Origin of the sequence: Variovorax sp. SG517, assembly GCF_013376045.1 — a bacterium.
Classification (GTDB): domain Bacteria; phylum Pseudomonadota; class Gammaproteobacteria; order Burkholderiales; family Burkholderiaceae_C; genus Variovorax.
Genome location: NZ_JABMJG010000010.1, coordinates 36130 through 62256, shown reverse-complemented (window position 1 = coordinate 62256; position 26127 = coordinate 36130). Strand labels below are relative to the sequence as shown.

Annotated in this window: 23 protein-coding genes and 2 pseudogenes; 12 read left to right on the top strand and 13 right to left on the bottom strand. The window is 67.4% G+C overall.

All coding sequences use genetic code 11. The features are described from left to right. Positions 1 to 89 precede the first annotated feature (89 nt). Positions 90 to 782, top strand: coding sequence for a thioredoxin family protein (locus FHT32_RS27045; protein ID WP_176667657.1), 693 nt, complete (start codon positions 90 to 92; stop codon positions 780 to 782). A 128-nt stretch (positions 783 to 910) separates the two neighbouring features. Next, entirely contained in the window at positions 911 to 2248 is a 1338-nt protein-coding gene (locus FHT32_RS27040) for an MFS transporter (RefSeq protein WP_176667656.1), read from the top strand. 7 nt (positions 2249 to 2255) lie between these two features. Here the strand turns inward: FHT32_RS27040 and FHT32_RS34830 are convergent, their stop codons facing one another. From FHT32_RS34830 to FHT32_RS27020, 4 genes are all read right to left on the bottom strand, one after another. Beyond that, positions 2256 to 3773: a YgcG family protein gene (locus tag FHT32_RS34830; RefSeq protein ID WP_218088432.1), complete on the bottom strand. Its 1518-nt coding sequence runs from the start codon at positions 3771 to 3773 to the stop codon at positions 2256 to 2258. 61 nt (positions 3774 to 3834) lie between these two features. Further along, on the bottom strand, positions 3835 to 5262 hold the full coding sequence (locus FHT32_RS27030; RefSeq protein ID WP_176667655.1) for an aldehyde dehydrogenase family protein: 1428 nt from the start codon (positions 5260 to 5262) through the stop codon (positions 3835 to 3837). Between the two features lie 32 nt (positions 5263 to 5294). Beyond that, complete coding sequence (locus FHT32_RS27025) at positions 5295 to 6311, bottom strand: alpha/beta fold hydrolase (RefSeq protein ID WP_176667654.1); 1017 nt, start codon at positions 6309 to 6311, stop codon at positions 5295 to 5297. A 189-nt stretch (positions 6312 to 6500) separates the two neighbouring features. After that, complete coding sequence (locus FHT32_RS27020) at positions 6501 to 7229, bottom strand: SDR family oxidoreductase (RefSeq protein ID WP_176667653.1); 729 nt, start codon at positions 7227 to 7229, stop codon at positions 6501 to 6503. 73 nt (positions 7230 to 7302) lie between these two features. On the opposite strand from FHT32_RS27020, the gene FHT32_RS27015 reads away from it, so the two are divergent. The 3 genes from FHT32_RS27015 (at position 7303) to FHT32_RS27005 (ending at position 11938) form a co-directional block, all read left to right on the top strand. Then, positions 7303 to 8238: a LysR family transcriptional regulator gene (locus FHT32_RS27015; RefSeq protein WP_176667652.1), complete on the top strand. Its 936-nt coding sequence runs from the start codon at positions 7303 to 7305 to the stop codon at positions 8236 to 8238. A 34-nt stretch (positions 8239 to 8272) separates the two neighbouring features. Further along, positions 8273 to 9382: a uroporphyrinogen decarboxylase gene (gene hemE, locus FHT32_RS27010; RefSeq protein ID WP_176667651.1), complete on the top strand. Its 1110-nt coding sequence runs from the start codon at positions 8273 to 8275 to the stop codon at positions 9380 to 9382. Positions 9383 to 9862: 480 nt separating this feature from the next. After that, positions 9863 to 11938 carry a primosomal protein N' gene (locus FHT32_RS27005; RefSeq protein WP_371132259.1) on the top strand — a complete coding sequence of 692 codons (2076 nt, stop codon included), beginning with the start codon at positions 9863 to 9865 and terminating at the stop codon, positions 11936 to 11938. Between the two features lie 34 nt (positions 11939 to 11972). Here the strand turns inward: FHT32_RS27005 and FHT32_RS27000 are convergent, their stop codons facing one another. Next, positions 11973 to 12182, bottom strand: coding sequence for a hypothetical protein (locus FHT32_RS27000; protein WP_176667650.1), 210 nt, complete (start codon positions 12180 to 12182; stop codon positions 11973 to 11975). 312 nt (positions 12183 to 12494) lie between these two features. Here FHT32_RS27000 and FHT32_RS26995 point away from each other — a divergent pair, with 312 nt between their 5' ends. Then, positions 12495 to 13109: a hypothetical protein gene (locus FHT32_RS26995; RefSeq protein WP_176667649.1), complete on the top strand. Its 615-nt coding sequence runs from the start codon at positions 12495 to 12497 to the stop codon at positions 13107 to 13109. Here the strand turns inward: FHT32_RS26995 and FHT32_RS26990 are convergent. Continuing rightward, a complete protein-coding gene (locus FHT32_RS26990; RefSeq protein ID WP_176667648.1) occupies positions 13106 to 14131 on the bottom strand; it encodes an AEC family transporter in 1026 nt (341 codons plus the stop codon). The genes FHT32_RS26995 and FHT32_RS26990 overlap by 4 nt on opposite strands. A gap of 155 nt (positions 14132 to 14286) precedes the next feature. On the opposite strand from FHT32_RS26990, the gene FHT32_RS26985 reads away from it, so the two are divergent. The 4 genes from FHT32_RS26985 (at position 14287) to nadE (ending at position 19047) form a co-directional block, all read left to right on the top strand. Beyond that, positions 14287 to 16395, top strand: coding sequence for an ATP-dependent helicase (locus FHT32_RS26985; RefSeq protein ID WP_176667647.1), 2109 nt, complete (start codon positions 14287 to 14289; stop codon positions 16393 to 16395). 5 nt (positions 16396 to 16400) lie between these two features. Continuing rightward, complete coding sequence (locus FHT32_RS26980) at positions 16401 to 16898, top strand: hypothetical protein (RefSeq protein ID WP_256099178.1); 498 nt, start codon at positions 16401 to 16403, stop codon at positions 16896 to 16898. Beyond that, entirely contained in the window at positions 16895 to 18082 is a 1188-nt protein-coding gene (locus FHT32_RS26975) for a phospholipase A (RefSeq protein WP_176667646.1), read from the top strand. Before FHT32_RS26980 ends, FHT32_RS26975 begins: the two co-directional genes overlap by 4 nt. A gap of 125 nt (positions 18083 to 18207) precedes the next feature. Further along, positions 18208 to 19047 carry an ammonia-dependent NAD(+) synthetase gene (gene nadE / locus FHT32_RS26970; protein ID WP_176667645.1) on the top strand — a complete coding sequence of 280 codons (840 nt, stop codon included), beginning with the start codon at positions 18208 to 18210 and terminating at the stop codon, positions 19045 to 19047. Between the two features lie 50 nt (positions 19048 to 19097). Here nadE and FHT32_RS26965 read toward each other — a convergent pair whose 3' ends face one another. Beyond that, entirely contained in the window at positions 19098 to 19364 is a 267-nt protein-coding gene (locus FHT32_RS26965) for a hypothetical protein (RefSeq protein ID WP_176667644.1), read from the bottom strand. A gap of 7 nt (positions 19365 to 19371) precedes the next feature. Here FHT32_RS26965 and FHT32_RS35140 point away from each other — a divergent pair. Beyond that, positions 19372 to 19582 (top strand): annotated as a pseudogene (locus FHT32_RS35140) (IS701 family transposase); the annotation flags it as partial. Positions 19583 to 19981: 399 nt separating this feature from the next. Here the strand turns inward: FHT32_RS35140 and FHT32_RS26960 are convergent. From FHT32_RS26960 to FHT32_RS26945, 4 genes are all read right to left on the bottom strand, one after another. Then, positions 19982 to 20386: a helix-turn-helix transcriptional regulator gene (locus FHT32_RS26960; protein WP_371132258.1), complete on the bottom strand. Its 405-nt coding sequence runs from the start codon at positions 20384 to 20386 to the stop codon at positions 19982 to 19984. Between the two features lie 868 nt (positions 20387 to 21254). After that, positions 21255 to 22298, bottom strand: coding sequence for a relaxase/mobilization nuclease domain-containing protein (locus tag FHT32_RS26955; RefSeq protein WP_256099177.1), 1044 nt, complete (start codon positions 22296 to 22298; stop codon positions 21255 to 21257). Between the two features lie 55 nt (positions 22299 to 22353). Continuing rightward, positions 22354 to 22935: a hypothetical protein gene (locus FHT32_RS35135; protein WP_256099176.1), complete on the bottom strand. Its 582-nt coding sequence runs from the start codon at positions 22933 to 22935 to the stop codon at positions 22354 to 22356. Positions 22936 to 23291: 356 nt separating this feature from the next. Beyond that, positions 23292 to 23864 (bottom strand): helix-turn-helix domain-containing protein, encoded by a 573-nt coding sequence (locus tag FHT32_RS26945; RefSeq protein ID WP_371132257.1) that lies wholly within the window; start codon positions 23862 to 23864, stop codon positions 23292 to 23294. A 217-nt stretch (positions 23865 to 24081) separates the two neighbouring features. Here FHT32_RS26945 and FHT32_RS26940 point away from each other — a divergent pair, with 217 nt between their 5' ends. Then, a complete protein-coding gene (locus FHT32_RS26940) occupies positions 24082 to 24324 on the top strand; it encodes a helix-turn-helix transcriptional regulator (protein ID WP_176667641.1) in 243 nt (80 codons plus the stop codon). 67 nt (positions 24325 to 24391) lie between these two features. Here the strand turns inward: FHT32_RS26940 and FHT32_RS35490 are convergent. Both FHT32_RS35490 and FHT32_RS26930 read right to left on the bottom strand, forming a co-directional pair. Beyond that, positions 24392 to 25369, bottom strand: a pseudogene (locus FHT32_RS35490) (IS5 family transposase). 460 nt (positions 25370 to 25829) lie between these two features. Beyond that, positions 25830 to 26117 (bottom strand): hypothetical protein, encoded by a 288-nt coding sequence (locus tag FHT32_RS26930; protein ID WP_176667640.1) that lies wholly within the window; start codon positions 26115 to 26117, stop codon positions 25830 to 25832. Positions 26118 to 26127: the final 10 nt, after the last annotated feature.

The following is a 26127-nucleotide window of genomic DNA, read 5'->3' as shown; positions in this document are numbered from 1 at the left end:
GGCGTGACATGGGTTGTCACATGCACTTGAAGAAACCGTTCTAAGCTGCAGTTGTTGTTTGGAATTTTGTTTTGGAGTTCAAGCTGGCCATGTCTCTCTCGCCAACCGTCGACTCGCGTTCCTTCCGTGCCGCGCGCAATGCCCGCGCCGCCCTGAGCCGGGCCTCCCGCCGTGCCGTCGTCGCCGCGGCCGTGGCGCTCGGCGCCACCTTCTTGATGGGCAACAACGCCGCCGCGGCGCCCACCGTGGGCCAGCAGGCGCCTGATTTCGTCGCGGTGGACACCACCGGCGCCAAGCACAAGCTGTCCGACTTCGCGGGCAAGTTCGTGGTGCTCGAATGGACCAACCCCGGCTGCCCCTTCGTGCGCAAGCACTACGGCAGCGGCAACATGCCCGCCACCCAGAAGGCCGCCACGGAAAAGGGCGTGGTGTGGCTGGCCATCAATTCCACCGAGCGCGCCGCCACCGACTACCTCAAGCCCGAGGCGCTCGACGCCTGGATGAAGTCGCAGAAAGCCGCGCCCACCGCCGTGCTGATGGACGAGGACGGCGTCATCGGCCAGGTCTACGGCGCGCGCACCACGCCGCACATCTTCATCATCGACCCCAAGGGCACGCTGGTGTACGCGGGCGGCATCGACAGCATCGCCTCGGCGCGGGTGGACGACATCAAGACCGCGACCAACTACGTCAACCAGGCATTGGGCGAAGCCTTCGGCGGCAAGCCGATCTCGGCGGCCGCGACGCGGCCCTACGGCTGCTCGATCAAGTACAAGGCCTGAGCGCCTGCCCGCCCGCCGACTGCGGCGGCGAGTGACAGCTACCTGACCGCCGCAGTCAGGTTGCGGTCGGGGAGCCGGTACTACCCTTGGGCGAGCACATCGCCAGTACTGCCCAAGGGGACAACAAGATGAATCCTGCGCCCAGCGCCGCGCAAACGGGCACCGCTGCCCACGCCTCCACCGCTTCCTCCTCCAAGTTCGCCACCGTCCTGCGCGTGACCGGCGGCAACTTCATGGAGATGTTCGACTTCTTCCTGTTCGGCTTCTACGCTACGCAGATCTCGAAGGCCTTCTTCCCGTCGGGCAACGAGTACGCCTCGCTGATGCTGACCTTCATGACCTTCGGCGCCGGCTTCCTGATGCGGCCGCTGGGCGCGATCTTCCTGGGCGCGTACGTCGACCGCGTCGGCCGCCGCCAGGGCCTGATCGTCACGCTCGCGCTGATGGCGCTCGGCACGCTGCTGATCGCCTGTGTGCCGGCCTACGCGACCATCGGCATCGCGGCTCCGGTGCTGGTGCTGATCGGGCGGCTGCTGCAGGGCTTCTCGGCCGGCGTGGAGCTCGGCGGCGTGTCGGTGTACCTGTCGGAGATGGCGACGCCGGGCCGCAAGGGCTTCTACGTGAGCTGGCAGTCGGCCAGCCAGCAGGTGGCCATCGTCGTGGCCGCGGCCATCGGCTACTGGCTCAACGTGACCTTCACGCCGCAGGAGATCGGCGACTTCTACTGGCGCATTCCCTTCTTCGTGGGCTGCCTGATCGTGCCGGTGCTCTTCATCATCCGCCGCTCGCTGCAGGAGACCGAGGAGTTCATGGCGCGCAAGCACCGTCCCGACGCGCGCGAGATCTTCCGCTCGATGGTCGCCAACTGGGGCCTGGTCATCGCCGGGATGATGCTGGTGTCGATGACCACCGTGTCGTTCTACCTGATCACCGTCTACACGCCCACCTTCGGCAAGGCCGTGCTGCACCTGAGCACCACCGACGCGCTGATCGTCACGCTGTGCGTGGCCATCTCCAACTTCATCTGGCTGCCGATCATGGGCGCGCTGTCCGACCGCGTGGGCCGCAAGCCGCTGCTGGTCGTGTTCACGGTGCTGACCATCCTCACCGCCTACCCTGCCCTCAAGTGGCTGGTCGGCGAGCCCAGCTTCGCGCGCATGCTCGCGGTCGAGCTGTGGCTGTCGTTCCTGTACGCCAGCTACAACGGCGCGATGGTGGTCGCGCTCACCGAGGTGATGCCTGTGAGCGTGCGCACCGCCGGCTTCTCGCTGGCCTACAGCCTGGCCACCGCGCTCTTCGGCGGCTTCACGCCGGCCATCGCCACGGGGCTGATCGAGATGACCGGCGACAAGGGCGCGCCGGGCCTGTGGATGACGGCCGCCGCCGTGTGCGGGCTGATCGCGACGCTGGTGCTGTACCGGCGCAACGTGAACCCGGCCGACGCGCGGCGCGTGCCGGTGGTCTGACCGGCGGCTACCAGCTGCCGGAGGCCCCGCCTCCGCTGCTGGAGCCGCCACCGCCGGACGAAGAGCTGCCCGACGAACTGCTGCTGCTGCTCGAAGAACTGCTCGACGAGCCGCTGCTCCAGCCGCTGTCCGAGCTGTCGCCGTCCCCCGAACCCGAGCCGAAGCTCGGGAAGACGAACATGAACAGCAGCGCGAGAACGCTCGCAACGGCAACCGGGATCCACGTCTCGTCGAAGAACGGTCCGGGCTCGCTGATCACCACCGCCGCGACGACCACGCCCAGCACGACGATCCAGCGGACCGCGAACCCGAGCACGCTGCCGTCCCGCCAGGTGTTGCGGATGCCGAAGACGATGACCGTGACCAGCAGGCCCGCGCCGCCGATGGCCAGCGCCCACAGAAAGCCCGGCCAGAACGCATCGGCGCCGACGATGAAGGCGATGCAGACCAGCGCGGCAATCACCGCGGCGATGCCGCCGAGCACGTAAGCCACTTCCTTCACGCGCCCGCACAGGTAGCCGAGGCCATAGAGGAAGAGCGCGGGAATGGCGAGGACCCACGCCATGAAGGGATTCAGCAGCATGGCCGCCCCGCCCAGCGGACCCGCGCCGACAAGGCCGAGCACGAGCCGCCAGTCGCGCGGCTTGCGGGGCGCTTCGGGTTCGATCTCCTGCAGCGCCTCGGCCCAGGGCTCGGGGCGATGCAGGCGCCGCCCTCGCTTGCCCGAACGCTTGCCGCGCGAAGCGGGTCGCGAGGCGCGGCGGCGCGCGGCGACGAGCGGCCCCGCGCCAAGCCCATGCCACGCACCCACGCCGATGCTCCACAGCATGACGCCCAGGAAGGCCTTCCCCTCCGGCGTGAGGCCTCCGCCGGATGAGGTCGGCTCGCGCACGGCCTCTTCATCCACCGGCATCGGCGCGGACGCTGTGTCCGATGCGAGCGTGTCGGGCCAGGGCTGCGCCGTCGCCGGCGCACCGATCAGCTGCGAGAGCGCCCGCACCGCGGCCTGCACGCCGCCCGCGTAGTCGCCGTTGCGAAAGCGCGGCACCATCTCCCGGTCGATGATCGCGGCGGCCTGGATGTCGGTGATCGTGCCTTCGAGCCCCTTGCCAACCTCGATGCGCATCCTGCGGTCCTTCAGCGCGACGAGCACCAGCACGCCGTCGTCCTCGTCCTTGCGGCCCAGCTTCCAGGTCGCGAACACGCGCGTGGCGAATTGTTCGATCGTCTCCCGGCCGGTCGTCGGCACGATCAGCACCGCGAGCTGCGCCTGCGTGCTGCTCTCGAGCTCCGAAATCTCCTGGCGCAGCGCGGCAGTCTCGCTCGCGTCCAGCGTGTTCGTGAGGTCGACCACGCGCGTCTTCATCGGCGGCACGGGCACCAGGGTCGTCTTCGTCTGCGCGAACGCCGGGCATGAGCCCAGCGCGATGCACAGCAAGATCAGGACGGAGAAGAGCCACGCCCAGGCCCCCGATTGCCTCCTGCCGGCGTTCGACGCGACGGAAGCGGATTCTGTAGAAAGCATGAGGCAGGATAGCGCCTGCCCCACCCCCTCCTTGCCGCCCCCGCTCGGCTTCAGCCCGACTTCAGCCCGACCGTGCGGCCGCCATCGTCTTCGGCTCCAGGAAGGCTTCCATGCCGAAGAGCCCGAACTCCCTGCCGATGCCCGACTGCTTCACGCCGCCGAAAGGCGCGCTCAGCTCGGGCGTGACGCGGTTGACCAGCACCGTGCCGGCGCGCAGCCGAGAAGCCACATCCAGCGCGCGCTGCGGCTGCGAGGAGAAGACGTAGGCCTGCAGCCCGTACGGCGAGTCGTTCGCGATCTCCACCGCTTCGTCATCGCCGTCGTAGCCGATCACCGAGAGCACCGGCCCGAAGATCTCCTCGCGCGCGATGTCCATGTCGTTGCGCACGCCCGCGAACACGGTGGGGCGCACGAACCAGCCCTTGTCGAAACCATCCGGCCGGCCCTCGCCGCCGGCCACGAGCGTCGCGCCCTGCTCGAGCCCGCGGCGGATGTAGCGCTGCACGCGCTCGAACTGCGCCTTGCTCGCCAGCGGCCCGACCGCGGTGGCGGGGTCGCGCGGATCGCCCACGCGCATGGCCGCTGCCGCCGCGCGCAGGATCTCGATGGCCTGCGCCATCTGCGCGTTCGGAATCAGCAGCCGCGTGCCCGCCACGCAGGCCTGGCCGTTGTTCATGAAGGCCGCGCCCAGCGCCATGGGCAGCGCCGCCGGCAGGTCTGCATCGTCCAGCACCACGGTGGCCGACTTGCCCGAGAGCGCGAGACTCACGCGCTTGAGCGTGTCCAGGCCCGCGCGCGCGATGAGCTTGCCGGTGGCCGTCGAGCCGGTGAACGAGATCTTGGCGATCGCCGGATGGGTGGCGATCTCGTCGCCCACGTCGCCGCCGCGTCCGAGCAGCACGTTGACCGCGCCCGCGGGCAGCCCGGCTTCGTGCAGCGCCTCGGTCACGACCCGCGCCTGCAGCGGGCTGAACTCGCTGGGCTTGATCACCGATGCGCAGCCCGCGGCGACGGCCGAGGCCAGCTTGCTGCAGATGCTCCCTGCGGTGCTGTTCCATGGCGCGATGAGTCCGGCCACGCCGACCGGCTCCATGCGCACGACCGCGTCACCCATGCGGCGCTCGAACTCGTAGCCTTCCAGCATCCGCGCCGTGTCGGCGAAGCATTGCGATGCGTAGTTGCTGACCCAGCGCGAGCGCGCCAGCGGACCGCCGTATTCCTCGATGGTGGCTTCGCAGATCTGCTCGGTACGCGCCAGCACGGCGGCTTCGAGGCGCCTGAGCATGGCTATGCGCCGCGCCTTGCTGCTGCCGGCCATTGCCGGCTGCGCCCGGCCCGCGGCTTCGATCGCCCGCTTCGCGTCGTCGCGGTTCGCCAGCGTCACGGTGCCGATCGGCTGCCCGGTGGCCGGGTTGACGATCTCCAGCCGCTCGCCGCCCTGCACGGGCACGAAGGCGCCGTCGATGTAGGCCTGGTGGATGTTCCACATGTTCGTCGTTCCTGCGCTCAGGGCTTGTCGACTCAGCCGCGCGCGACGTCGATCACCGCCTTCGCGAAGGCCTCGGGCGCTTCCTGCGGCAGGTTGTGGCCGATGCCGCCGCTGACCAGCCGGTGTTCGTAGCGTCCCGAGAACTTCTTCGCGTAGGCGCTGGGCTCCGGGTGCGGCGCGCCGTTGGCGTCGCCTTCGAGCGTGATGGTGGGCACGCCGATCACGGGCGCCTTGGCGAGCCGCTCCTCCAGGGCCTGGTACTTCGCCTCGCCCTCGGCCAGGCCGAGGCGCCAGCGGTAGTTGTGGACCGTGATGGCCACGTGGTCGGGGTTGTCGAGCGCCACGGCGCTGCGATCGAAGGTGGCCGCGTCGAAGTTCCACTTGGGCGACGCGGTCTGCCAGATCAGCCTGGCGAAGTCGTGGCGGTTCTTCTCGTAGCCGGCGCGGCCGCGCTCGGTCGCGAAGTAATACTGGTACCACCACTGCAGCTCGGCCTGCGGCGGCAGCGGCACCTTGCCGGCCTCCTGGCTGCCGATGAGGTAGCCGCTCACCGACACCAGCGCCTTCACGCGCTGCGGCCACAGCGCGGCCATGATGCAGGCGGTGCGCGCGCCCCAGTCGCAGCCGGCGACGGTGGCGACCTGGATCTTGAGCGCGTCCATCAGCGCGATGATGTCCACGGCGACCACCGACTGCTGCCCGTTGCGCGGCGTGTCCGCCGACAGGAAGCGCGTGGTGCCGTAGCCGCGCAGGTACGGCACGATGACGCGAAAGCCGGCCGCCGCGAGCGCCGGCGCCACGTCGACGAACATGTGGATGTCATAGGGCCAGCCGTGCAGCAGGATCACCGGCGCGCCGTCGGCCGGGCCCGCTTCGTAGTAGCCGATGTTGAGCGTGCCGGCATCGATGCTCTTGAGCGGCTCGAGGCGCCGGGGCGCCCCGGCGGCCTGGGCGAAAGCCGGCGTGAGCGCCGCCAGCTGGGCGGCTGCGGCGCCGAGGGCCGCGGCGGCGAGGAAGGATCTGCGGGGCAGTTGGAGCGACGATGTCATGGGGCTTTCCTGGATGGCTGGAGGTTGTGGTGGAAGGTCGATGGATCCGACTTTCGCGCCTCGAACCGCCGTTCGCCCGGTCCTGCGTATCGCTCTGTATCCACCCCCCGTTTTTTCAACAAAACTTTTCGATGCCCGCCCCATGCATGCCCCGGCCCAGGAACTTTCGGGTGCTGCCGGCGCTTCGACTCACACCAGCCGCAGCCCTCCGTCGCACTCGATGACGGTGCCCGTGGTGTAGCCGTTCTCGATCAGGAACTGGATCGCATGCGCCACGTCCTGCGGACGGCCCACGCGGCCGACGGGCAGCGTCTCGACCTGCTGGCGGAACAGGTCGTCCTTCATCGCGGCGGGCACGCGGTTCCACCAGGGCGTGTCGACCAGGCCGGGCGACACCGCGTTCACGCGGCTCGGCTTCAGCTCGCGCGCCAGGCTGCCCACCATCGCCTCGATCGCGCCGTTGATGGCCGCGAGCCCCGCCGTGCCGGGCAGCGAGTTGCGCGCGGAAATCGCCGTCACGAAGGTCAGGCTGCCGCCCTTGCGCAGCACGCGGGCGCCGGACTGCGCGGCCTCGAGCTGCGGCCAGAACTTGGCCTCGAAGCCGCGGCGCAGCGACTGCAGGTCGAGCTGCGCGAACTCGCCCGCGCCCTCGCCGCCGCTGAGCGTCAGCACCAGGTGGTCGACGGGCCCGACCCTGTCGAAGAAGGCATCGAGCGCGCCGCGGTCGCAGGCGTCGAAGGCCGCGCCGCTCACGTTCGCGCCCAGGCCACCAATCGCCTCCTGCAGCTTGCCGTTGTCGCGCCCCGTGGCGATCACGCGCGCGCCGGTCGCCGCCATGCGCCGCACGGTCTCGAGCCCCACGCCCGACGAGCCGCCGACCACCACCACCGTCTGTTGCTGTTGTTCCTTCTGGGTCATGCCGATTCCTTTGAATGCTGGAAGAGGCCTCAGGTTAGGGAGCACGGCACTATCATTCAAATCGTTTGAAACCATGGAATACATCAACGAAAGTGATTTCAGGCGGCTCGACTTGAACCTGCTGCTGGTGTTCCACGCGCTGCTGCACGAACGCAGCGTCACGCGCGCGGCGCAGCGCCTGTTCATCGGCCAGCCTGCATTGAGCGGCGCCCTCAAGCGCCTGCGCGCCGCGCTGGGCGACGAGCTGTTCGTGCGCACCTCGCACGGCATGACGCCGACGCCGCGTGCGCTGGAGCTTGCGCGCGTCATCGAGCCGCTGCTGCTGTCGCTGCAGCAGGCACTGCATGCGCGGCCAGCGTTCGACCCGGCGAAGGCCGAGCGCGTGTTCCGCATCGGCCTGAGCGACGCGCTCGAAGTGGCGCTGATGCCGCGGCTGATGCAGCGGCTTTCCGAAGAGGCGCCCGGCGTGCGGCTGATCGCGCGCGAGGCCGACCGCACGAATGCGCCCGCCATGCTCGACGCGGCCGAGATCGAGCTGGCGGCAGGCGTCTTCATCGACCGCGCCTCGTGGCACCGGCAGCGCGCGCTGTTCGGCTGGAACTTCGTCTGTGTCTACAACCCGGCGCTGGTGAAGCTGCGCGGCACGAAGATCACGCTCGCCGAGTACCTGCGCCACCCGCACCTGCTGACCTCGTTCAGCGCCGACCTCAGCGGGCTCGTCGACGAACTGCTGCGCGAGAAGGGGCACGCGCGCCAGGTCGTCTTCTCCAGCCGCAACTTCGCGACCAGCCCCTTCATCGTGCGGCAGATGCCCGCGATCACCACGGTGCCCACCTTCGCCGCCGCCACCTGGCGGGACGCGCTGGGGCTGGCGGTGAGCCCCTTGCCTTTCGAGACGCCGGCCTACGAGGTGTCGCTGCTGTGGACGGCCGCGCAAGATGCCGACCCGGCCCTGCAGTGGCTCATCGGCCTCGTGGCGGACGCGTTCGGCGGCAAGCCGGTTGCCTGAGCGGGCCGGGACACACCCCTGCGACAATCGGGAAATGCCTTTCGCCCCATTGCAAAACGACACTTTCCTGCGGGCCTGCTGGCGCCAGGCCACCGACCACACGCCCGTCTGGCTGATGCGCCAGGCCGGCCGCTACCTGCCGGAATACGTGGCCACCCGCGCTAAGGCGGGCAGCTTCATGGGGCTGGCCACCAACACCGGCTACGCCACCGAGGTCACGCTGCAGCCGCTGGAGCGCTATCCGCTGGACGCGGCCATCCTGTTCTCCGACATCCTCACCGTGCCCGACGCCATGGGCCTGGGCCTGTCCTTCGAGGCCGGCGAAGGCCCGCGCTTCGCGCGCCCGCTGCGCGACGAGGCGGCGGTGGCCGCGCTCGAAGTGCCCGACATGGAAAAGCTGCGCTACGTGTTCGACGCCGTGGCCTCGATCCGCAAGGCGCTGAATGGCCGCGTGCCGCTGATCGGCTTCTCGGGCAGCCCGTGGACGCTGGCCTGCTACATGGTGGAAGGCGCCGGCTCCAGCGACTACCGCCTGGTGAAGAGCATGCTCTACGGCCGCCCCGACCTGATGCACCGCGTGCTGGCCGTGAACGCCGATTCGGTGGCCGCGTATCTCAACGCCCAGATCGACGCCGGCGCGCAGGCCGTGATGATTTTCGACAGTTGGGGCGGCGTGCTGGCCGACGGCGCGTTCCAGGAATTCAGCCTCGCCTACACCGCCCGCGTGCTGGCCGGCCTGAAGCGCAACGGCGCCGACGGCCAGCCGGTGCCGCGCATCGTGTTCACCAAGGGCGGCGGCCTGTGGCTGGAAGCCATGCGCGAACTCGACTGCCAGGTACTTGGCGTGGACTGGACCGTGAACCTGGCCGCCGCGCGCCGCCAGATTGCCGAAGGCACGGACGGCAAGGCCAAGGCGCTGCAGGGCAACATCGACCCCAACGTGCTGTTCGCGCCGCCCGAGCGGATCGAGGCCGAGGTGGCCAAGGTGCTCGACACCTTCGGCAAGCCCCACACCGACCGCGCCACCCAGGGCCCGACGCACATCTTCAACCTGGGCCACGGCATCAGCCAGTTCACGCCGCCGGAGCACGTGGCGGCGCTGGTGGCGGCGGTGCACGCCAGGTCGCGCGCGATGCGCGGCTGATACACCTGTTATCAGCAAGAACGGGTTCGCGCGGCCGCGGTGCGCCCCCGGGAGTCGGTACGCCGCCGTTTGTCAAGCGCAAAAACGGCATATGGTTCCCACTTATGCACAAAACGCGTGCTGCACTGCGCAAGATTCCGAAGGGAGCCGCTTTCTTTGCTCCCAAAGAGATAGCAACGCTAAGTTGTTGATTTATATAGGATTTGAACTTTGCTTTTTTTCCGGGCAATCCAGCCAGAGCCTTGATTTTCAAGGCTTGGCGGCGAGTCCAGCATGCTTGTCAACAAAGTTATCCACAGGAACTCTGGATGGCCTCCAAAGCGCTGAAAAATCAACGACTTAAGCGCTCTTGCTCCAAGTCTCATTAACAAATCGCTCCAAGAAGGACCCGCCATCTCCTCCGCCCGCCTCCCCCTCGACGAGGCCTCCGATCCGACGGACGGCGCCCCCGCGGCGCTGCCCTGGCGGCTCGACATCGCCGTGCAGACGCCCGCGCACGCCGCGCTCGGCGACCTGCTGAGCTACGCCGGCGCCGAGCCCCTGCCGCCCGGCACGCTGGTGCGGGTGCCGCTGGGCAAGCGCGAGGTGCTGGGTGTGGTCTGGAACGAGCCGGTCTCGCTGGAAGGCGCCGAGCCCGACATGGCGCTCAAGCCGGTGGGCGCGGCGCTCGATGCGCTCACGCCGCTGGGCGAGGGCTGGCGCGACCTCGTGGCCTTTGCCGCGCGCTACTACCAGCGCTCGATCGGCGAGATCGCGCTGGCCGCGCTGCCGCCGCAGTTGCGCGACCTGTCGACGGCGCAGCTCGCGCGCCGGCTCAAGCGCAAGAGCGCGGCCGGGCCGGTGGCGCAGACGCCCGAGTCGTCGAACCCGGTGGCGCTGAGCGCGGAGCAGGCGGCCGTGCTGGCGCGCATCGAGGAAGCAACAGGCACCTTCCTGCTCGCCGGCAGCACCGGCAGCGGCAAGACCGAGGTCTACCTGCGCTGCGTGGCCGACCTGCTGGCACGCGAGCCCGAGGCGCAGGCGCTGGTGATGGTGCCCGAGATCAACCTTACGCCGCAGCTCGAAGCCCGCTTCAAGGCGCGCTTCGGCGACGAGGCGGTGGTCTCGCTGCACAGCGGCATGACCAACCCGCAGCGCCTGGCGAGCTGGCTGGCGGCGCACAGCGGCACGGCGCGCATCGTGCTGGGCACGCGCATGGCGGTGTTCGCGTCGATCCCGGCGCTCAGGCTCATCGTGGTCGACGAGGAGCACGACCCCAGCTACAAGCAGCAGGAAGGCGCGCGCTACTCTGCGCGCGACCTCGCCGTGTGGCGTGGCCAGCGCGAGAAGGCCAAGGTGATCCTGGGCTCGGCCACGCCCTCGCTGGAGAGCTGGCACCAGAGCCGCCCCGCCGAAGGCGAAGACCCGGGCGGGCGCTACGTGCGGCTGGCCATGCCCTCGCGCATCGGCGCGGGCGAACTGCCGGCCGTGCGGCTGGTCGACATGAACCTGCAGCCGCCGAAGACGGTGATCTCGGGCGCGCTGCTCGACGCCATCGGCCGGCGCATCGCGCGCGGCGAGCAGAGCATGATCTTCCTCAACCGGCGCGGCTATGCGCCGGTGCTGGCCTGCGGCGACTGCGGCTGGAAGAGCGAATGCCCGCACTGCAGCGCGTATCGCGTGTTCCACAAGATCGACCGCACGCTGCGCTGCCACCACTGCGGCTTCACCGAGCGCGTGCCGCGTGCCTGCCCGGCCTGCGGCAACCCCGACATCGCACCGGTCGGCCGCGGCACCGAGCGGCTCGAGGAGCACCTGGCGGAGCTGTTCTCGTCGGTGAAGCGGCCCGATGGCGGCGCAATCCGCATCGCGCGCATCGACGCCGACAGCACCAAGAAGCAGGGCGCACTCGAGTCGCAGCTCGCGGCCGTGCATGCGGGCGAGGTCGACGTGCTGGTGGGCACGCAGATGATCGCCAAGGGCCACGACTTCCGCCGCATCACGCTGGTGGCGGCGGTGAACCCCGACGGCGCGCTGTTCTCCAGCGACTTCCGCGCGCCGGAGCGGCTCTTCAGCCTGCTGATGCAGTCGGCCGGCCGCGCGGGCCGCGACGCCGCCTACCTCGCCGCGCAAGGTGCGAAGGCCGAGATGTGGGTGCAGACGCACCATGCGCAGCACCCGCTCTTCATGGCGCTGCGCAAGCACGACTACGTCGCCTTCGCGCAGCAGCAGCTCGACGAGCGCCGCGCCGCAGCCATGCCGCCCTTCGCGTTCCAGGCGCTGCTGAGGGCCGACGCGCGCGAGCAGTCGGTGGCGCAGGGTTTTTTGAACACGGCTGCCGACCAGGCGGAGTCGCTGCCCGGCGCCGACATCGTCACGCGCTATCCGGCGGTGCCGCTGGCGATCCAGCGCGTGGCGAACGTGGAGCGTGCGCAGATGCTGATCGAGAGCCCCTCGCGCGCCGCGCTGCAGAAGCTGCTTGCGGCATGGCAGCCGCTGCTGCACGAACTGCGGCGTGCACCGGAAGGCAAGGGCGTGATCCGCTGGCTGGTCGACGTCGACCCGCACAGCATCTGAGGCCGGGGCCGCCCGCGGGCCAGAGACCGCGGTTTCAGTGGTAGCCGGTGGGCTCCTTGCCCATGTCGACGTAGCGAAGTTCGTTGTGCCGGCGTCGCGCGACGCTCACGGGCCATGCGAACACCACGAGGCTCAGCGCAGCGAGCGCGATCGCCGTGGCGGTGCCGAACCTGCCGGCATGCCAGAACCAGCCGACGGCCGAGAGCCAGGCCAGCCACAGAAGGATGCGAACCAGAATTGCCATTGCGCGCCCCATTCACATCTTGACTTGGAAGCACTGTAGCAGCGCATCTGCAAACCCAAGCATTCATCTGAAGTAGTAGCGGATAGCTATGTCTTACGACATGCCCCGGACTACCGCAAATTTGTGAAAAAAGAGTTGACGGCGCACCCCGGCGCTGCTCAAGCTGTAAAGACGCGAACCCGCCGCGGATCGCGCACTCCAAACTGCCTCGCTCACCGCTTGCAAAGGTAGGTCGCCGTGAAACCGCCGTCTCGCTCTGGTTGGTCCCTCTCGCTGGCATCGTGCCTGGCCGCCCTTTCCCTTTCCTTCGCCATGCCGTCGGCCTCGACCGCCGCGGAGCTGGAGGTGCAGGGCGGCCGTCTCGTGGTCTCGGGCATGCTCGACGGGACCATGGTCAAGGAGTTCACCGAGCAGCTCGGCAGCGGAACGATCCACACCGTGGTCTTCGAGGACTCGTTCGGCGGCACCGCCGAAGCGGCCGGCGCCTTCGCCGACGCCATCCGCGCGAGCGGCGTGCAGACCGAGGTGCGAGGCCAGTGCATGGCGGCCTGCGCCTACGCCTTCCTGGCCGGCAAGACTCATCGCTTCGGCTATGGCCTGCAGGTCAACGGCATCCTGCTGCCGGTGGCGCAGCGCCCCTCGGCCGCCGAGCTGGCGGTGCGCTGGCGCGGCGACGACGCCCACAAGACGCTGGCCGAGTTCACGCCCACCTCGGCCAAGCCGGTGGAAGCCAGCGTTCCGCCCGCCAAGGACAGCTCCCGCGACAACTGGCAGCCCGACCACGGCGTGCTCTTCACCGCGAGCCCCACGCTCTTCGGCCGCGTCTACAACACCTACTACTGCGACGGCACGCAGGGCCGCGACTTCTCGAAGTGCGAGCGCCTCGCCGATGCCGACCCGTACAAGCTCGGGGTGCTGACTCCCTAGTTCCTCAGCGCGCTCACCGCGAGCGGAAAGCTCAGGAAGGCGATCACCGTCGTCCACAGGATGATGCGGGCGATGCGGCCGTTGTCCGCGCCGAAGCGCTCGGCCAGCATCGACACGTTGCTCGCGCTCGGCAGCGCCGCGACCAGCACGATCGTCACCAGCGCCGCATGCGACAGCGGCAGCCCCAGCGCGATGGCGCCGAGCCCCAGGCCCCACACCAGCAGCGGGTGCGCGAGCAGCTTCACCGCCACCACCGGCAGCACGTCGCTCCACGGCGCCTTGGCCGCCGGCATGTGCCCGGTCGCGCCCATAGCCTCGGCCACCGCCGCACTGGCGTCGTGCTCGCGCGCCAGCAGCGCCGAGCGGGCCAGCACCGCTCCGATGGTGAAGAGCGCCACCGGCGAGGCGGCGTCGGCCAGCATGGCCACCGTGCGCTCGACGGGCCCCGGCAGCGCCCAGTGCGCCGCCGACAGCAGCACGCCCAGCAGGATCGACCACGGCATCGGGTTGACCACGATGCCGCGCAGCGCCTTGCGCGCCGCCAGCATGGCGCCGTGCCGCCCCGCTCCGCCGGCCCCGTCGAGCCGCGACAGTGCGATGCACAGCGACGAGGTGACGACGAGGTCGAACGCGATCGTGATGATGATCGGCCCCGCCGCCTGCGCGCCGAGAATGGCCACCAGCAGCGGCACGCCCATGAAGCCGGTGTTCGGAAACGCCGCCACCAGCGCGCCGAAGGCCGCGTCGTTCCAGCCGATGCGCGCGTTGCGCGTGAGCGCCACCACGCCCGCCACCACCGCCAGCGCGCAGATGCCCCAAACCAGTGCGACGCTGCCGTCCAGCAGCTGCCCGATGGGCGTGCCCGCGCCGAAGCGCAGCAGCATGCACGGCAGCGCGAAGTACAGGACAAAGGTGTTGAGACCGGGAATGGCGTCCAGCGGCAGGATGCGGGCCCGGGCCGCGCCGTAGCCGGCCGCGATCAGCGCGAAGAAAGGGAAAGTAACAAGGAATACAGGCAGCACCGCTCCATTGTCGTTGCCTACTGCCGGTGGGCCGGATCGGCGTCGGCGGCCTACAACCCCGGGAAGGCCGGCCCCGTATCATTGCCCGCTTTTGCGCCTGCCGCGCCCCGCGGCGTTTTTGGCTCTTCCGGTTCCTTCGGTTCTCTTTTTCTCCCATGTCCCACGGTCTCAATCCCGCCCAGCTCGAAGCGGTCAACTACATGAGCGGTCCCTGCCTGGTGCTCGCCGGCGCGGGCTCGGGCAAGACGCGCGTGATCACGCACAAGATCGGCCGGCTGATCCAGTCGGGCATCGAGCCGCAGCGCATCGCGGCCATCACCTTCACCAACAAGGCCGCCGCCGAGATGCGCGAGCGTGCGAAAGACCTCATCGGCAAGGACGCGCGCAAGGTGGTGGTGTGCACCTTCCACGCGCTGGGCGTGCGCATGATGCGCGAGGACGGCGCCGTGCTCGGCCTGAAAAAGGCGTTCAGCATCCTCGACGCCGACGACGTGACCAAGATCCTGAAGGACGCCGGCGGCACCACCGACGCAGCCACCGCCCGCATCTGGCAGTGGACCATCAGCAAGTGGAAGAACATGGGCCTGAACGCCGCGCAGGCCGAAGCCCAGGCCGCCGACGACAACGAGCGCATCACCGCGAAGATCATGGCCCGCTACGAAGAGCGGCTGCTGGCCTACCAGAGCGTGGACTTCGACGACCTGATCGGCATGCCGCTGAAGCTGCTGTACGAATTCCCGGAAGTGCGCGCCAAGTGGCAGGCCATGATGGGCCACATCCTGGTGGACGAATACCAGGACACCAACGCCACGCAGTACGACGTGCTCAAGGCCCTGGCCGGCGAGCGCGGCCGCTTCACCGCCGTGGGCGACGACGACCAGTCCATCTACGGCTGGCGCGGCGCCACGCTGGACAACCTGCGCAAGCTGCCGGTCGACTACCCCACGCTCAAGGTCATCAAGCTGGAGCAGAACTACCGCTCCACCAGCGCCATCCTGCGCGCGGCCAACAACGTGATCGGCCCCAACCCCAAGCTCTTTCCGAAGACGCTCTTCTCCGAGCTCGGCGAGGGCGAGCCGGTGCGCATCGTCGATGCCGACAGCGAGGTGCACGAGGCCGAGCGCGCGGTGGCGCGCATCATCAGCATCCGTGCGGGCGAGGCCATCACGCAGGGCAAGCAGTACAAGGAGTACCGCGACTTCGCCATCCTCTACCGCGCCAACCACCAGGCGCGGGTGTTCGAGCAGGCGCTGCGCAAGGCGCAGATCCCGTACAAGGTCTCGGGCGGCCAGAGCTTCTTCGACCGCGCCGAAATCAAGGACCTGTGCGGCTGGTTCCGCCTGTGGGTCAACAACGACGACGACCCTGCGTTCCTGCGCGCCATCACCACGCCCAAGCGCGGCATCGGCCACACCACGCTCGCGAGCCTGGGCAGCTTCGCGAGCCAGTACAAGCTGAGCCTATTCGAAGCGCTCTTCAGCCCCTCGCTGCCCAGCGTGATGCCCAAGCGCACGCTCGAGGGCATCCACGAGTTCGGCCGCTACATCAACGACCTCGAATACCGCGCGCGCCGCACCATGGGCGCGGAAGACTCGCGCACCTTCATGCTCGACTGGCTCAAGGAGATCGACTACGAGAAGCACCTGTACGACGGCGAGGACAGCGAGGCCGCCGCGGCCTCGCGCTGGACCAACGTGCTGGAGTTCGTCGACTGGATGTCGCAGCGCGCCGGCGGCACGCTCGACGACACCTCGGGCGCCGACAGCGGCGGCATCGAGAGCGAGCGCAAGAGCCTGCTCGAGGTGGCGCAGACCATCTCGCTGCTGTCCACCATCAGCGAGCGCGAGCAGGACCAGGACGTGGTCACGCTCTCCACGCTGCACGCCTCCAAGGGCCTCGAGTGGCCGCACGTCATGCTCATCGGCGTGAGCGAGGGCCTGCTGCCCTTCAAGCTCGACGACGACAACGGCCGCCAGCAGCAGGTCAGCGAAGACACCCTGCAGCGCCTGCAGGAAGAGCGCCGCCTGATGTACGTGGGCATCACCCGCGCGCAGCGCAGCCTGGCCGTGAGCTGGACCAAGAAGCGCAAGCAGGGCCGCGAGATGGTGCCCTGCGTGCCCAGCCGCTTCATCGCGGAGATGGGCCTGGACAAGGCCACCACCAGGGAAGACCCGCGCGAAAAGCTCAAGGCGCTGCGCGCCGAGTTCGCGCGCAAGGCGCAGGACAGCGCCGCAAAGGCCGCCGCCGCGGCCTCGGCACCGTGAAGATGATGACGACGAAGACGATGAAGAAGAAGACCACCGCGACCGCTGCGCTGCTCGCCGGCGCCCTTGTCCTTCTCTCTGGCTGCGCCTCGATGAGCGGCAGCAGCCCCGACTGCCCCGCCGACGCGCGCGACCTGCCGCTGGAATCGCTCTACGGCAACTGGGAGGCGCGCTTCGACAACCTGCCCGCCGTGGCCGCCGTGCAGCTCGGCAAGCACCCCGACTACGACGGCGTGCGCGGCACCATCACGCGCAACGGCGCCAACCCGGCGAAGGCCACGGTCGCGCAGCTCGCGGGCGACGTGGACGACGAAGGCGCGCTCTCCATCGACGAGTCGCAGGACGGCCGCGCCATCAGCGGCGTGTGGTCGGGCAAGCTGCAGGCCGGCTCGTGCGGGCGCGAATTCAGAGGCACCTGGCGCAATGCCGCCGACGAGAGCACGCACCCGTTCGTGCTCAGCAAGACGGCGCCACCGGCGTCACAGGAAGGAAAGAAGCAATGACGAAGACGACCACCATCTCGCCGCGATCTCGCTTCAGGTTCAACACGCTCGCGGCCGTGGCCGCATGCCTCGGCGGTGCGGCGGGCATGGCCCACGCGCAGGCCGTGGACAAGCCCGCGAGCCCGCTGGCCGATTCGCAGCTCACCTGGCAGCAGTGCACCGCGCTGGGCGCCAACAACGAAGCACGCCTGGCCTGCTTCGACCGCTGGGCGCAGCAGCAGACGCTGCCCGCGGCGGCCGTGCCCGCCGCGCCGCCGGTGCTCGCGAGCACGCAGCCGCCGGTGGACGGCACGGTGCCCGCCACGCGCGTGGTCTCGGTGGCCACCACCGAGGGCTGCCGCGACCGCCAGTACTCGGCGCTCTCGCGCTTCTGGGAGCTGGAGAACGCCACCGACTGCGGCACCTTCGGTTTCCGCGGCTACCGCCCGCTCAACGTGTCGGTCTCGGCCGCCACCAAGAAGCCGGAGACGCCCACCTCGCCCTCGGCCGACCACACCGCCGACCCGGTGGCCTACCAGGCCAACGAGATGCGCATCGGCCTGTCGGTGCGCACCAAGCTCGCGCAGGGCATGCTCACGCAGAACGATCCGGTCAAGAAGGACTCGCTGTGGTTCGCCTACAGCCAGCAGTCGACCTGGCAGCTGTTCAACGGCTCCATATCGCGCCCCTTCCGCACCACCGACCACGAACCCGAGCTGATGTACGTCTACCCGGCCGACTTCAAGCTGCCGGGCGGCTGGCGCTGGCGCTATGCGGGCGTGGGCATCGTGCACCAGTCGAATGGCCAGAGCCTGCCGCTGTCGCGCAGCTGGAACCGCGTGTACCTGATGGGCGGCGCCGAACTCGACGACCGCTTCACCATCACCGGCCGCATCTGGAAGCGCATCTCCGAAAGCGCCGCGAAGGACGACAACCCCGACATCGCCGACTACATCGGCCGCGCCGAGCTCACCGGCCGCTGGAACCTCAACCGAGACAACCAGCTCGCCGTGACCGTGCGCAACAACCTGCGCGACAGCGGCCGCGGCTCGATCCGCCTCGAGTGGCTCAAGGCCATCGGCGACCCGACCAAGAGCAACCTGCGCTTCCACACGCAGCTGTTCTCGGGTTACGGCGACACGCTGGTGGACTACAACCGCAAGCGCACCGTGCTGAGCATCGGCCTGAGCCTGGTGGATTTCTAGGCTCACCCCCAGGCTGCGCGCACTTCGTGTCGCGCACGCCTTCCCCCTACCGGGGGCAACACCCGCGGCCCGGCAGCGCCGGTTCCGCGGTGTTCCACCGGAAGAACTCAAGGAAAAATCGCCGTATGAATCACGACCTCTCTCCCGTCGACGACACGCAGCGCGAGATCATCGCGGCGCTGCATGTCGCGCCCGTCTTCGATGCCGCCCGCGAGCTGGAGCGGCGCGTCGACTTTCTCGCGGACTACCTGAAGCGGACCGGCCTGAAGACGCTGGTGCTGGGCATCAGCGGCGGCGTCGATTCGCTGACCGCCGGCTGCCTCGCGCAGCGCGCGGTCGAGAAGCTGCGCGCCACGGGCTACGACGCGAGCTTCATCGCGATGCGCCTGCCCTACGGCGTGCAGAAGGACGAGGCCGAGGCGCAGGCCTCGCTGGCGGTGATGAAGCCCGACCGCACCATCACGGTCGACATCCGCCCCGCGGCCGACGCCATGCTCGCGGCGCTGAAGGCCGGCGACCTGACGTTCCGCGACGCCGCGCATGAAGACTTCGTGCTGGGCAACATCAAGGCGCGCCAGCGCATGATCGCGCAGTTCGCGGTGGCCGGCGCGCACGACGGCATCGTCATCGGCACCGACCATGCGGCCGAGGCACTGATGGGCTTCTTCACCAAGTTCGGCGATGGCGCGGCCGACATCACGCCGCTCACCGGCCTCAACAAGCGCCGCGTGCGCGCGGTGGCGCAGCTGCTGGGCGCGCCCGACGCGCTGGTCCACAAGGTGCCCACCGCCGACCTCGAATCGCTGGTGCCCGGCAAGCCCGACGAAGACGCCTTCGGCGTCACCTACGAGCAGATCGACGACTTCCTCGAAGGCAAGCCGGTGTCGGCCGAGGCGCGGCGGATCATTCTTTCCACGCACCGCAAGAGCGCGCACAAGCGCGCGCTGCCCGTCGAGCCGTTCTGAGCGGGGCCCGTGCCGCCGTACGTGCCTAAGAGCGGGACGTCCTTCCGGCGTCAGGCCGACATCTCCGCCGCATAAGGCGCCGGAATACTGGCCTCGTAGCCGTTGCCGCGCACGACCGCATCGTAGCTACAGACGGTCTGATCCTGGGGGTCGTGCAGGGTCCAGCGCACCTGCGTGCCGTCGGGCGCCTCGTTCGCGACGTGCATCGAAGGCACGCCGATGTTGGCGCCCACGTGGGCATAGCGCGCGTCCACCGTCATCGGCACGTGGGGCGAAAAGGGCTCGCTGCCCGGCAGGTCACACCACTCGTGGTTCATCAGCAGGCTGGGTCTCGGCCACCACGAGGGCAGGTTGGCGGGGATACCACCACCATGTCGCCTCGAGCATCGCGGCCTATGGGTTCTTGATGGCTGAACTCTTGGTGGTCGACAAGTCTGTCGGCAAAAAAACTTCATCGAATGCCAAGTGCCTGGATTACATCCCCCGCGGCAGTCCTGCGCGCACATCGCCACGTGGCGATGTCGATCACGACACTCAGCCCCGACTGAGCTACCGGCTGCTCGCTCGTCTCGAGCAGTCCCTGCTGCTCAAAGGCAGGCGCAAAGCTACTTTTTTTGACACAGTAAGAATAGGCAGTACGGCCCCACGAACCCTGACTGTCGCTCGGCTCATCGAGCGCCTATGGCGAAAAATTCAAGAAGCGGTGGACCAGACAGCTTCCCCACGGTTGCCCCTTAGGAAGAGCTCCACCTTGACAGCGCAAGCTGGGCCACGTTTTAGGGCTAGCAACGGCGATCCAGCGATGATCTACAGTCCGCTCTCGATCACAGCGGTCGTCCATTGCCGGCATGTCGCTGGCAGCTATCAATCTTCAGGGTTCATAGCAACTGGATTTTTAACTTCCGGGTAGAAGTCGTCGGACTGCAGGCGCGTGTCAGGCTCCAGTATCGAGGTCGCCCAGCCCGTGGGCATCCGAGTATCCCTCCGGATCATCTACCCAGCGCTGCAGCGCGGCACGTGGCCAACCGCAGGCGCGTCCACCCAAGTGCATAGGAGCTGGAAACTTGCCCTCAGCAATCCTGCGATATAGGGTCGCGCGGCTCAGTGCGGTGATGCGTATCACATCGTGCATGCGAAAGAACTCGGGCCCTTCCACGCTCGAAAGGTCAACACGGCGGTGACTGGAATGGGGTCCAAAATGCATGACATCTCCTTGAAACTGGTTTGAGCCTTCGAGCAGCGACCTGAGTACCGACGGCGAATCTCTGACTTGAAGAATCCGGACAGCGGCAGCACCGGCACCGAAACCAGCAGCAAACCATCCAGACTTGATCAGCATTGCGACCGTATCGAGCGCCTCCTTAGACTCGTCTCCAGCGTGGATGGACGTTGAGCATGCGACGACTCACGACTTCCGACAACTAACAACTTTCACAGTAGACAACCCCTACCTTTCGGCATCACTGCCCACACTCTCAGACGACGACTTCGCACCAGGGCTGCAGCCGAGTGCGAGACTCGCGTTATTGCGCCTCCGCTCGCACTCATAAGTGCGCTGCGTGACTCCCACCGGAAACAGACGCGGACCGCGCCTGGAACAGGAACCGCTTTTGCCCAGCGACTATCTAGAACGCCAACCACATGAGAGTGCGACGGTGCTCAAAAGTCCATCCAATCCACCCTCGATGCGTGGCATATGGCGCATAGATGGCCGATGGGAATTCCCGCTCACACGGCAAGGCCGCCGCCATCGCCGCGTCTTCCTGTTCAGCACGCAGGATGGGGTTCGTGCTTCGCTCGGGATCGCCAGACAATGACGGGATGAGGTTGCAACCGAGAAGCTGCAAACGCCGCGTCACGTGCAAGCAGTCAGATTGCAGCCGGGCTCACCGATTGGCATCGCCGACTTGGCCTGTGCCCAGCAGACGCGGCACCGTCGGCCCGTCATGTGGCGAAGTCAGACAGGCATCGATGGTCGAAACATGAGCAGTCGTACAACTTCGGGCGACATGGCGCGCGGGCATCACGTTTCGTCATTGCGGCCTGCGAGAAGCAATTCGAGCAAATGAAGCGGCGCTTGCTGTCGCGGGCGGCGTGACCCACACGCCAGCCGCCAAGGGCGCCCTCAGCGAAATCGGTGGCACTCGCCAACGCGCGGAACCATTTCCCGACGTCAAGCTTCGTCGGCCGCTGCATAAGTTCCTGGCTTACCGAGCCGGTGCTCCAGGTGACTTGGCATCAGTACGCTCCTGCGCTCGATTTCGCTCCGCATCCTTCCAGCGCTCCGCCATGCGCTGCTCGTCGGTCTGCACGGCAGGCATGCGCCCAACGAAACGCTCCACGCGCTCGGCCAATTCGGCCTGCCCCTGCCTTCTCAGCGTATCGGCGGTCGATTGCCAGTCCGCCGCCACCTCCTGCCACGTGCGCTGCATCTCGTCTCTGCCTGCATCCAGGGTGTCTCGCCTTGTCTGTAGGGCCCGCAGCACGGCCCCGAGCTTGGCTCGCATGAAACTCGAAGTCTTCGGCGGCTGCCGACCCGCCCGCTCGTCCGGCGGCAGTTGCCCGAATGCCCGAAGCGCGCGCAGCCGGTGATGGATGGCGTCCTTCAGCGGCTTGCGGATCTGACCGCGCACCTGCCGCGGCGTCGCGTTGGCCGCCACGCCCTGCTCCCGCATCAGTGCGGCGAACTGCTCGCGCCATTGGCGCAGTGTTTCCTTGCGGATGTAGAGACGCTTGCCGGGCTCGAACTCGTGCTCGCACTTGACCACGAGGTGCACATGCGGGTGTGGCTGGTCGGTGTGCAGCACCATGGCGTAGCGGTACTGCAACGCGAAGTTCTCCCGCGCAAACACGCGTGCCGCCGCCAGCACCTTTTCCGGCGGGGTACCCGGCGGCATTGACAGCACGATGTTGTGGGCGAGCTTCGCGCGGATGTCCTTCTGGCCTGGGACCGGCTTGGGCCTGTACTGGCTGCTGCACAGGTCCAGCTGCCAGTCGGTGACGATCTCCCTGGGTGCCCCGCGGCCCTGCATGGCAGGTCCCTCATCGGTCTCGAGGGGCACCTTGCCGTGCCGGCTGATGTAGCGCAGGTGCGCCTCGACACCACCGGTGTCGCGCCCGCCGCCGGAGACTTTCACCAACACCTCGGGCGTGCGTCCCACCGTGCGCTGGATCTGCGCGATCTCGCCGGAACCGAAGCGCAGGGAGCCACCGGGTCCGCGCCGACCATAGCTCACGATGTCCAGCGTCATGTCGCGTGCGCCATCGGCACATTGGCGACCACCGCGTGTGAGCCGCAGCGTCTGTCTAGGCATGGTCCACCTCGCGGCTGCAGGTCTCCCAGCTGATCAGGTTGCGCTGCACGACGGCGGCCGTAGCCTGGCGCGCCTGCTCGATCTCCCTTCGTGCAAGCGCAAGTGCATCGATGATCTCGCAGGCCTGCGGCTGTGTGACGGTGTTCGGCAAACCGAACATCCGGAACTGCCGTCCGAGCCCGGCCAGTTGCGCGCAGGTCGCCTTGATCTGGGTGAGTTCGTTCGGCGGAAGCATCACGGGTCCATGCACATGGTTGTGGATCAGCATGGCCAAGTAGCTGCCCGGCTTCATGCCCCGCAACCCGGCCCGTTCAGCAATCAGGGCACGATCGCCCGCGCGAAGCCGCATCGTGATGCGATCCTCGGAGAGACGGCCGATGTCCGAAGCGCGCGGGGTATGCGTGGAGGACGACACCGTGGTCGAGGGCGCATTGGTGCGCAGAACTTCGTCGACGAGCTTGGCAAGCAGGCCGGCCTCCGTCAGTTGATGACGTGCCGCGAGCGCAGCAAACCGTGTCCGGGTTTCGGCCGACACCCGGGTTCCGATCACGCTCGATCGAGAGGTCTTGGTCATCGCGACGCCATCGCTGTTAACAATGTCTGACGGCAGTCTATCCTGCCCTCACAGCCGCACAAGGACTCTGCCCTCAAAACTCCCCGCTTCTTGCCACCATCTCGTTTAAGCTGCCGGCATACATCATCCATCCTGCTCACGCAGAGTGCCCTGCACGACTGTCTGATAGATGTCTCGCCCTTTCATTGAACAAGAGGGCTCCGCACTTGATAGCCGGCCGGAGCTCCCTCGACATTCGGCATGCCGAACGCCGAACCCGGGAGAAACAAAAGAAATTGGTATGAGCGAATGCCAAAGCGATGAGTCGGGCCGGCATCGACCTCACTCAGCAAGCCTGACAGTTCGCCGCGAGTAACCTAGTCGCGCAGTGTAAAAACTACCGAGAGGTAGGAGACCGGTCCCGAGTGGATGGTCTCAATGCCGTGCAGCGCACTCGCCTCAAACAGCAGTGAGTCTCCCGCTCTCACCTCAACCATCTTGCTGCCATAGCGGTAGCTGACCTCGCCGGACAGGAAGTACAGGAACTTCAGACCCGGGTGCTGGAAAGTCATATACGGATCGGCGCGCGGCAGCAGCGTTACCAGGTAGGGTTCGACAAACAAGTTGCCCGACAATAGGTGGCCCAGCAGCTCGTAGTGATAGCCGGCCACGGCCCCAATGCGGTCGACTACAAGCCCCTGCCCTGCCCGCACGTGGCAGAAGTCCGTGCGCCGCGCCTGATCGCAGAAGAAGCGCGAGACCGGCACGTGCAACCCCTGCGCGAGCCGCTCCAGCGTCTCGACTGAGGGCGACACCAGACCTCGCTCGATGCGCGAAAGCATCGACGCCGAGATCTCGGACGCCAGCGCCAGTTGGCCCGCAGACCGCCCCGCTGCAACGCGCAGCGCTCGCACCTGCGCGCCGATCCGGGCGGCGGACAAGCTCCGCACCACAGGCTCAGACTGCCGAGGTCGTGCGCGCGTCACTGAGAACGGCAACCGTAGGCGGTATGCCGTTGGCAGAGGCGAAGCGGCCTGTCGACGCGTCATTTGGATCTCATAGCAAAAGAGTCGTGAGAAAGGCCAAAGCGGCATTTTTCCCCGACGTCCATGATACCCCAGAAAAGGTCGAAATGGCCTTTTTTAGTCTGTCTCTGAGCATCAAGTGGTGCCTCCGTCCATTCATCATCGCCGATACGAAGTGCTAAGAAAGCACCTGCGTTACCTCCGGCGCGCTGCCGGTTTGACGCAAGCAGAACTGGGAGTACGGCTCAAAGTGGACCAGTCCCATGTATCCAAAGTCGAGCGAGGCGAACGGTATATGGACGTGCTGTTTTATTTGGACTGGTGTCGCGCTTGCAAACAACATCCGGAAGCCGCGATCGCGGTCCTGGTCAAGGCTGGAGCCTAGGGCTACGCTCATTCCGTCGATTTTGGACGCTCGTGTTTCGCAAAGCGAGATCTGCGGCGAGCGGATTTCATCGGTTTTCCTTTTGATTCGACGGGCCTGTGGCCCCTTTTGCCCTGTACGGGTGCATCTTCGCTAGCAGCAGCTCCCGGGTCATGTAGTGACCAGAGAGAGCGCCGTAAGCGCGTAGCGTTCTTGTGCAGCCCACGGTAACGCACCTTACTGAAGACGCACAGCCGCTAGACGATGGCAAACATGTGCTCACGCGTGCACGCACCTTCGACTTCTCCCGGTTGCGACGCCGATGCAGCTCTTCGGCCCTCAACCGTTTTACGCACACACTGGTTCGTGCAGTCCTTCGCCGCAGGCGCCTCCTCGGCGATCACTTCCTGCTGCCCTGCATGGGCACAGTCTCCGTACACGTTCAGCTTGTCCGCGTGCAGCCGTTCGGGCGGGGGTATTTATCATGCACGTTCGCAGACGTGACCATCGGACTGTGCGCCAGCCCCGTGTGTCCGTCCACGCCAAGGTGCAGTTTCATTTCGAAGAACCAGTTCTTCTTGTCCTTGGCCGTCCGGTACGTTTCCGGGTCGCGCTTCTTGTCTTTGTTCTTCGTCGAACTGGGCACGCTAATGGTCGTGGCGCCCACGATCGTGCCCGCCCCCACCTTCATTCCATGGCCCGGCAGCATTTCGCGACCTTGGCGAACAGCGCTTGCCTCAGATCGTTCGTCTACAGCAGGCGACGGCACTTCAACAACAGCGTGGCATCGGGCCTCCACTCGCGATCCAGGTCGATCCCCATGAAGCCGCGCAGACTGGCGCTGTCGTACAGCGCTTCCTCGCACGCCTCGTCGGCCAAGTTGAATCTGTGCTGCGCGAACAGCATGCGAAGCATCCGCTGAAGCCTCGCTGGTGGGGCGGGCACCTTGGCAATACGGCTCCAGGCCACGGCACGATCTTGTCACCGTCTTGGAACATGTAGCCCCTGGGCGGGCGGCGCAACTGCTCGAAGCCTTTGACGCCATGGCAAGAGTCTGTTGCTTCATGCCTCCATGAACGCATCCGCCGGTCTCGCGGCAGACTTCTTTCAGCGTAGCCGTAGGTCTGTCACCCCCCATGACAGCCCGCAAATCCATGGACAGCGACCGGCTATCGAATAGTGGGATTGAGGCACGCTTCTCGCTGCTCCGTTGCGCGATAATCTGACTTAGGTCGGACGGAATGCACCATTTGAACTTTCGCACCGCACGACCTTAAATGGTCTGGTGTACCCGAAGGTGTGCCCAGAGAACAGGAGCAGTGAGCGAAAGCAAGTGCTGGCGAGGGTTGCGCAGAATTATTCGATTCCGCCCCAGCCACCACTTCCAAGCCCCTGATTCTTGATCGAATCAGGGGCTTTTCAGTTTTCAGGCCTCTCGACGACCGCGCGGATTTGTGTCCGATGCCGGCGTGGCAGTACTCGACAGCGGCGTCGTTCCTCGTCCGGCCAATCTCCGCTTCCCCCAACTAGTTAGCCGGCTTCGTCCCCGCCTTGCCGGTATATGGATTCACGTTGCCCCTGGTAGACCAGTTGTCCGTCTTCGTGCCGTTCGGGTTGGTCGCGTGGCTCGGCGCTACATGGGTTCCGTTGCCCCTGGTGTAGCCGCTGATCGAATGGCTGCCGCCCGAGCCCGAGCTGTGGCTGGCCGAGTGCGATCCATGGCTTCCGGAACCGTGGCCGTGACCACCACCGCCTCTGGCGAACGCAGGCATGCAAACGGCCAGGGCGGTGGCCAGAACAATGATCGATTTCATCGTTGCTTCT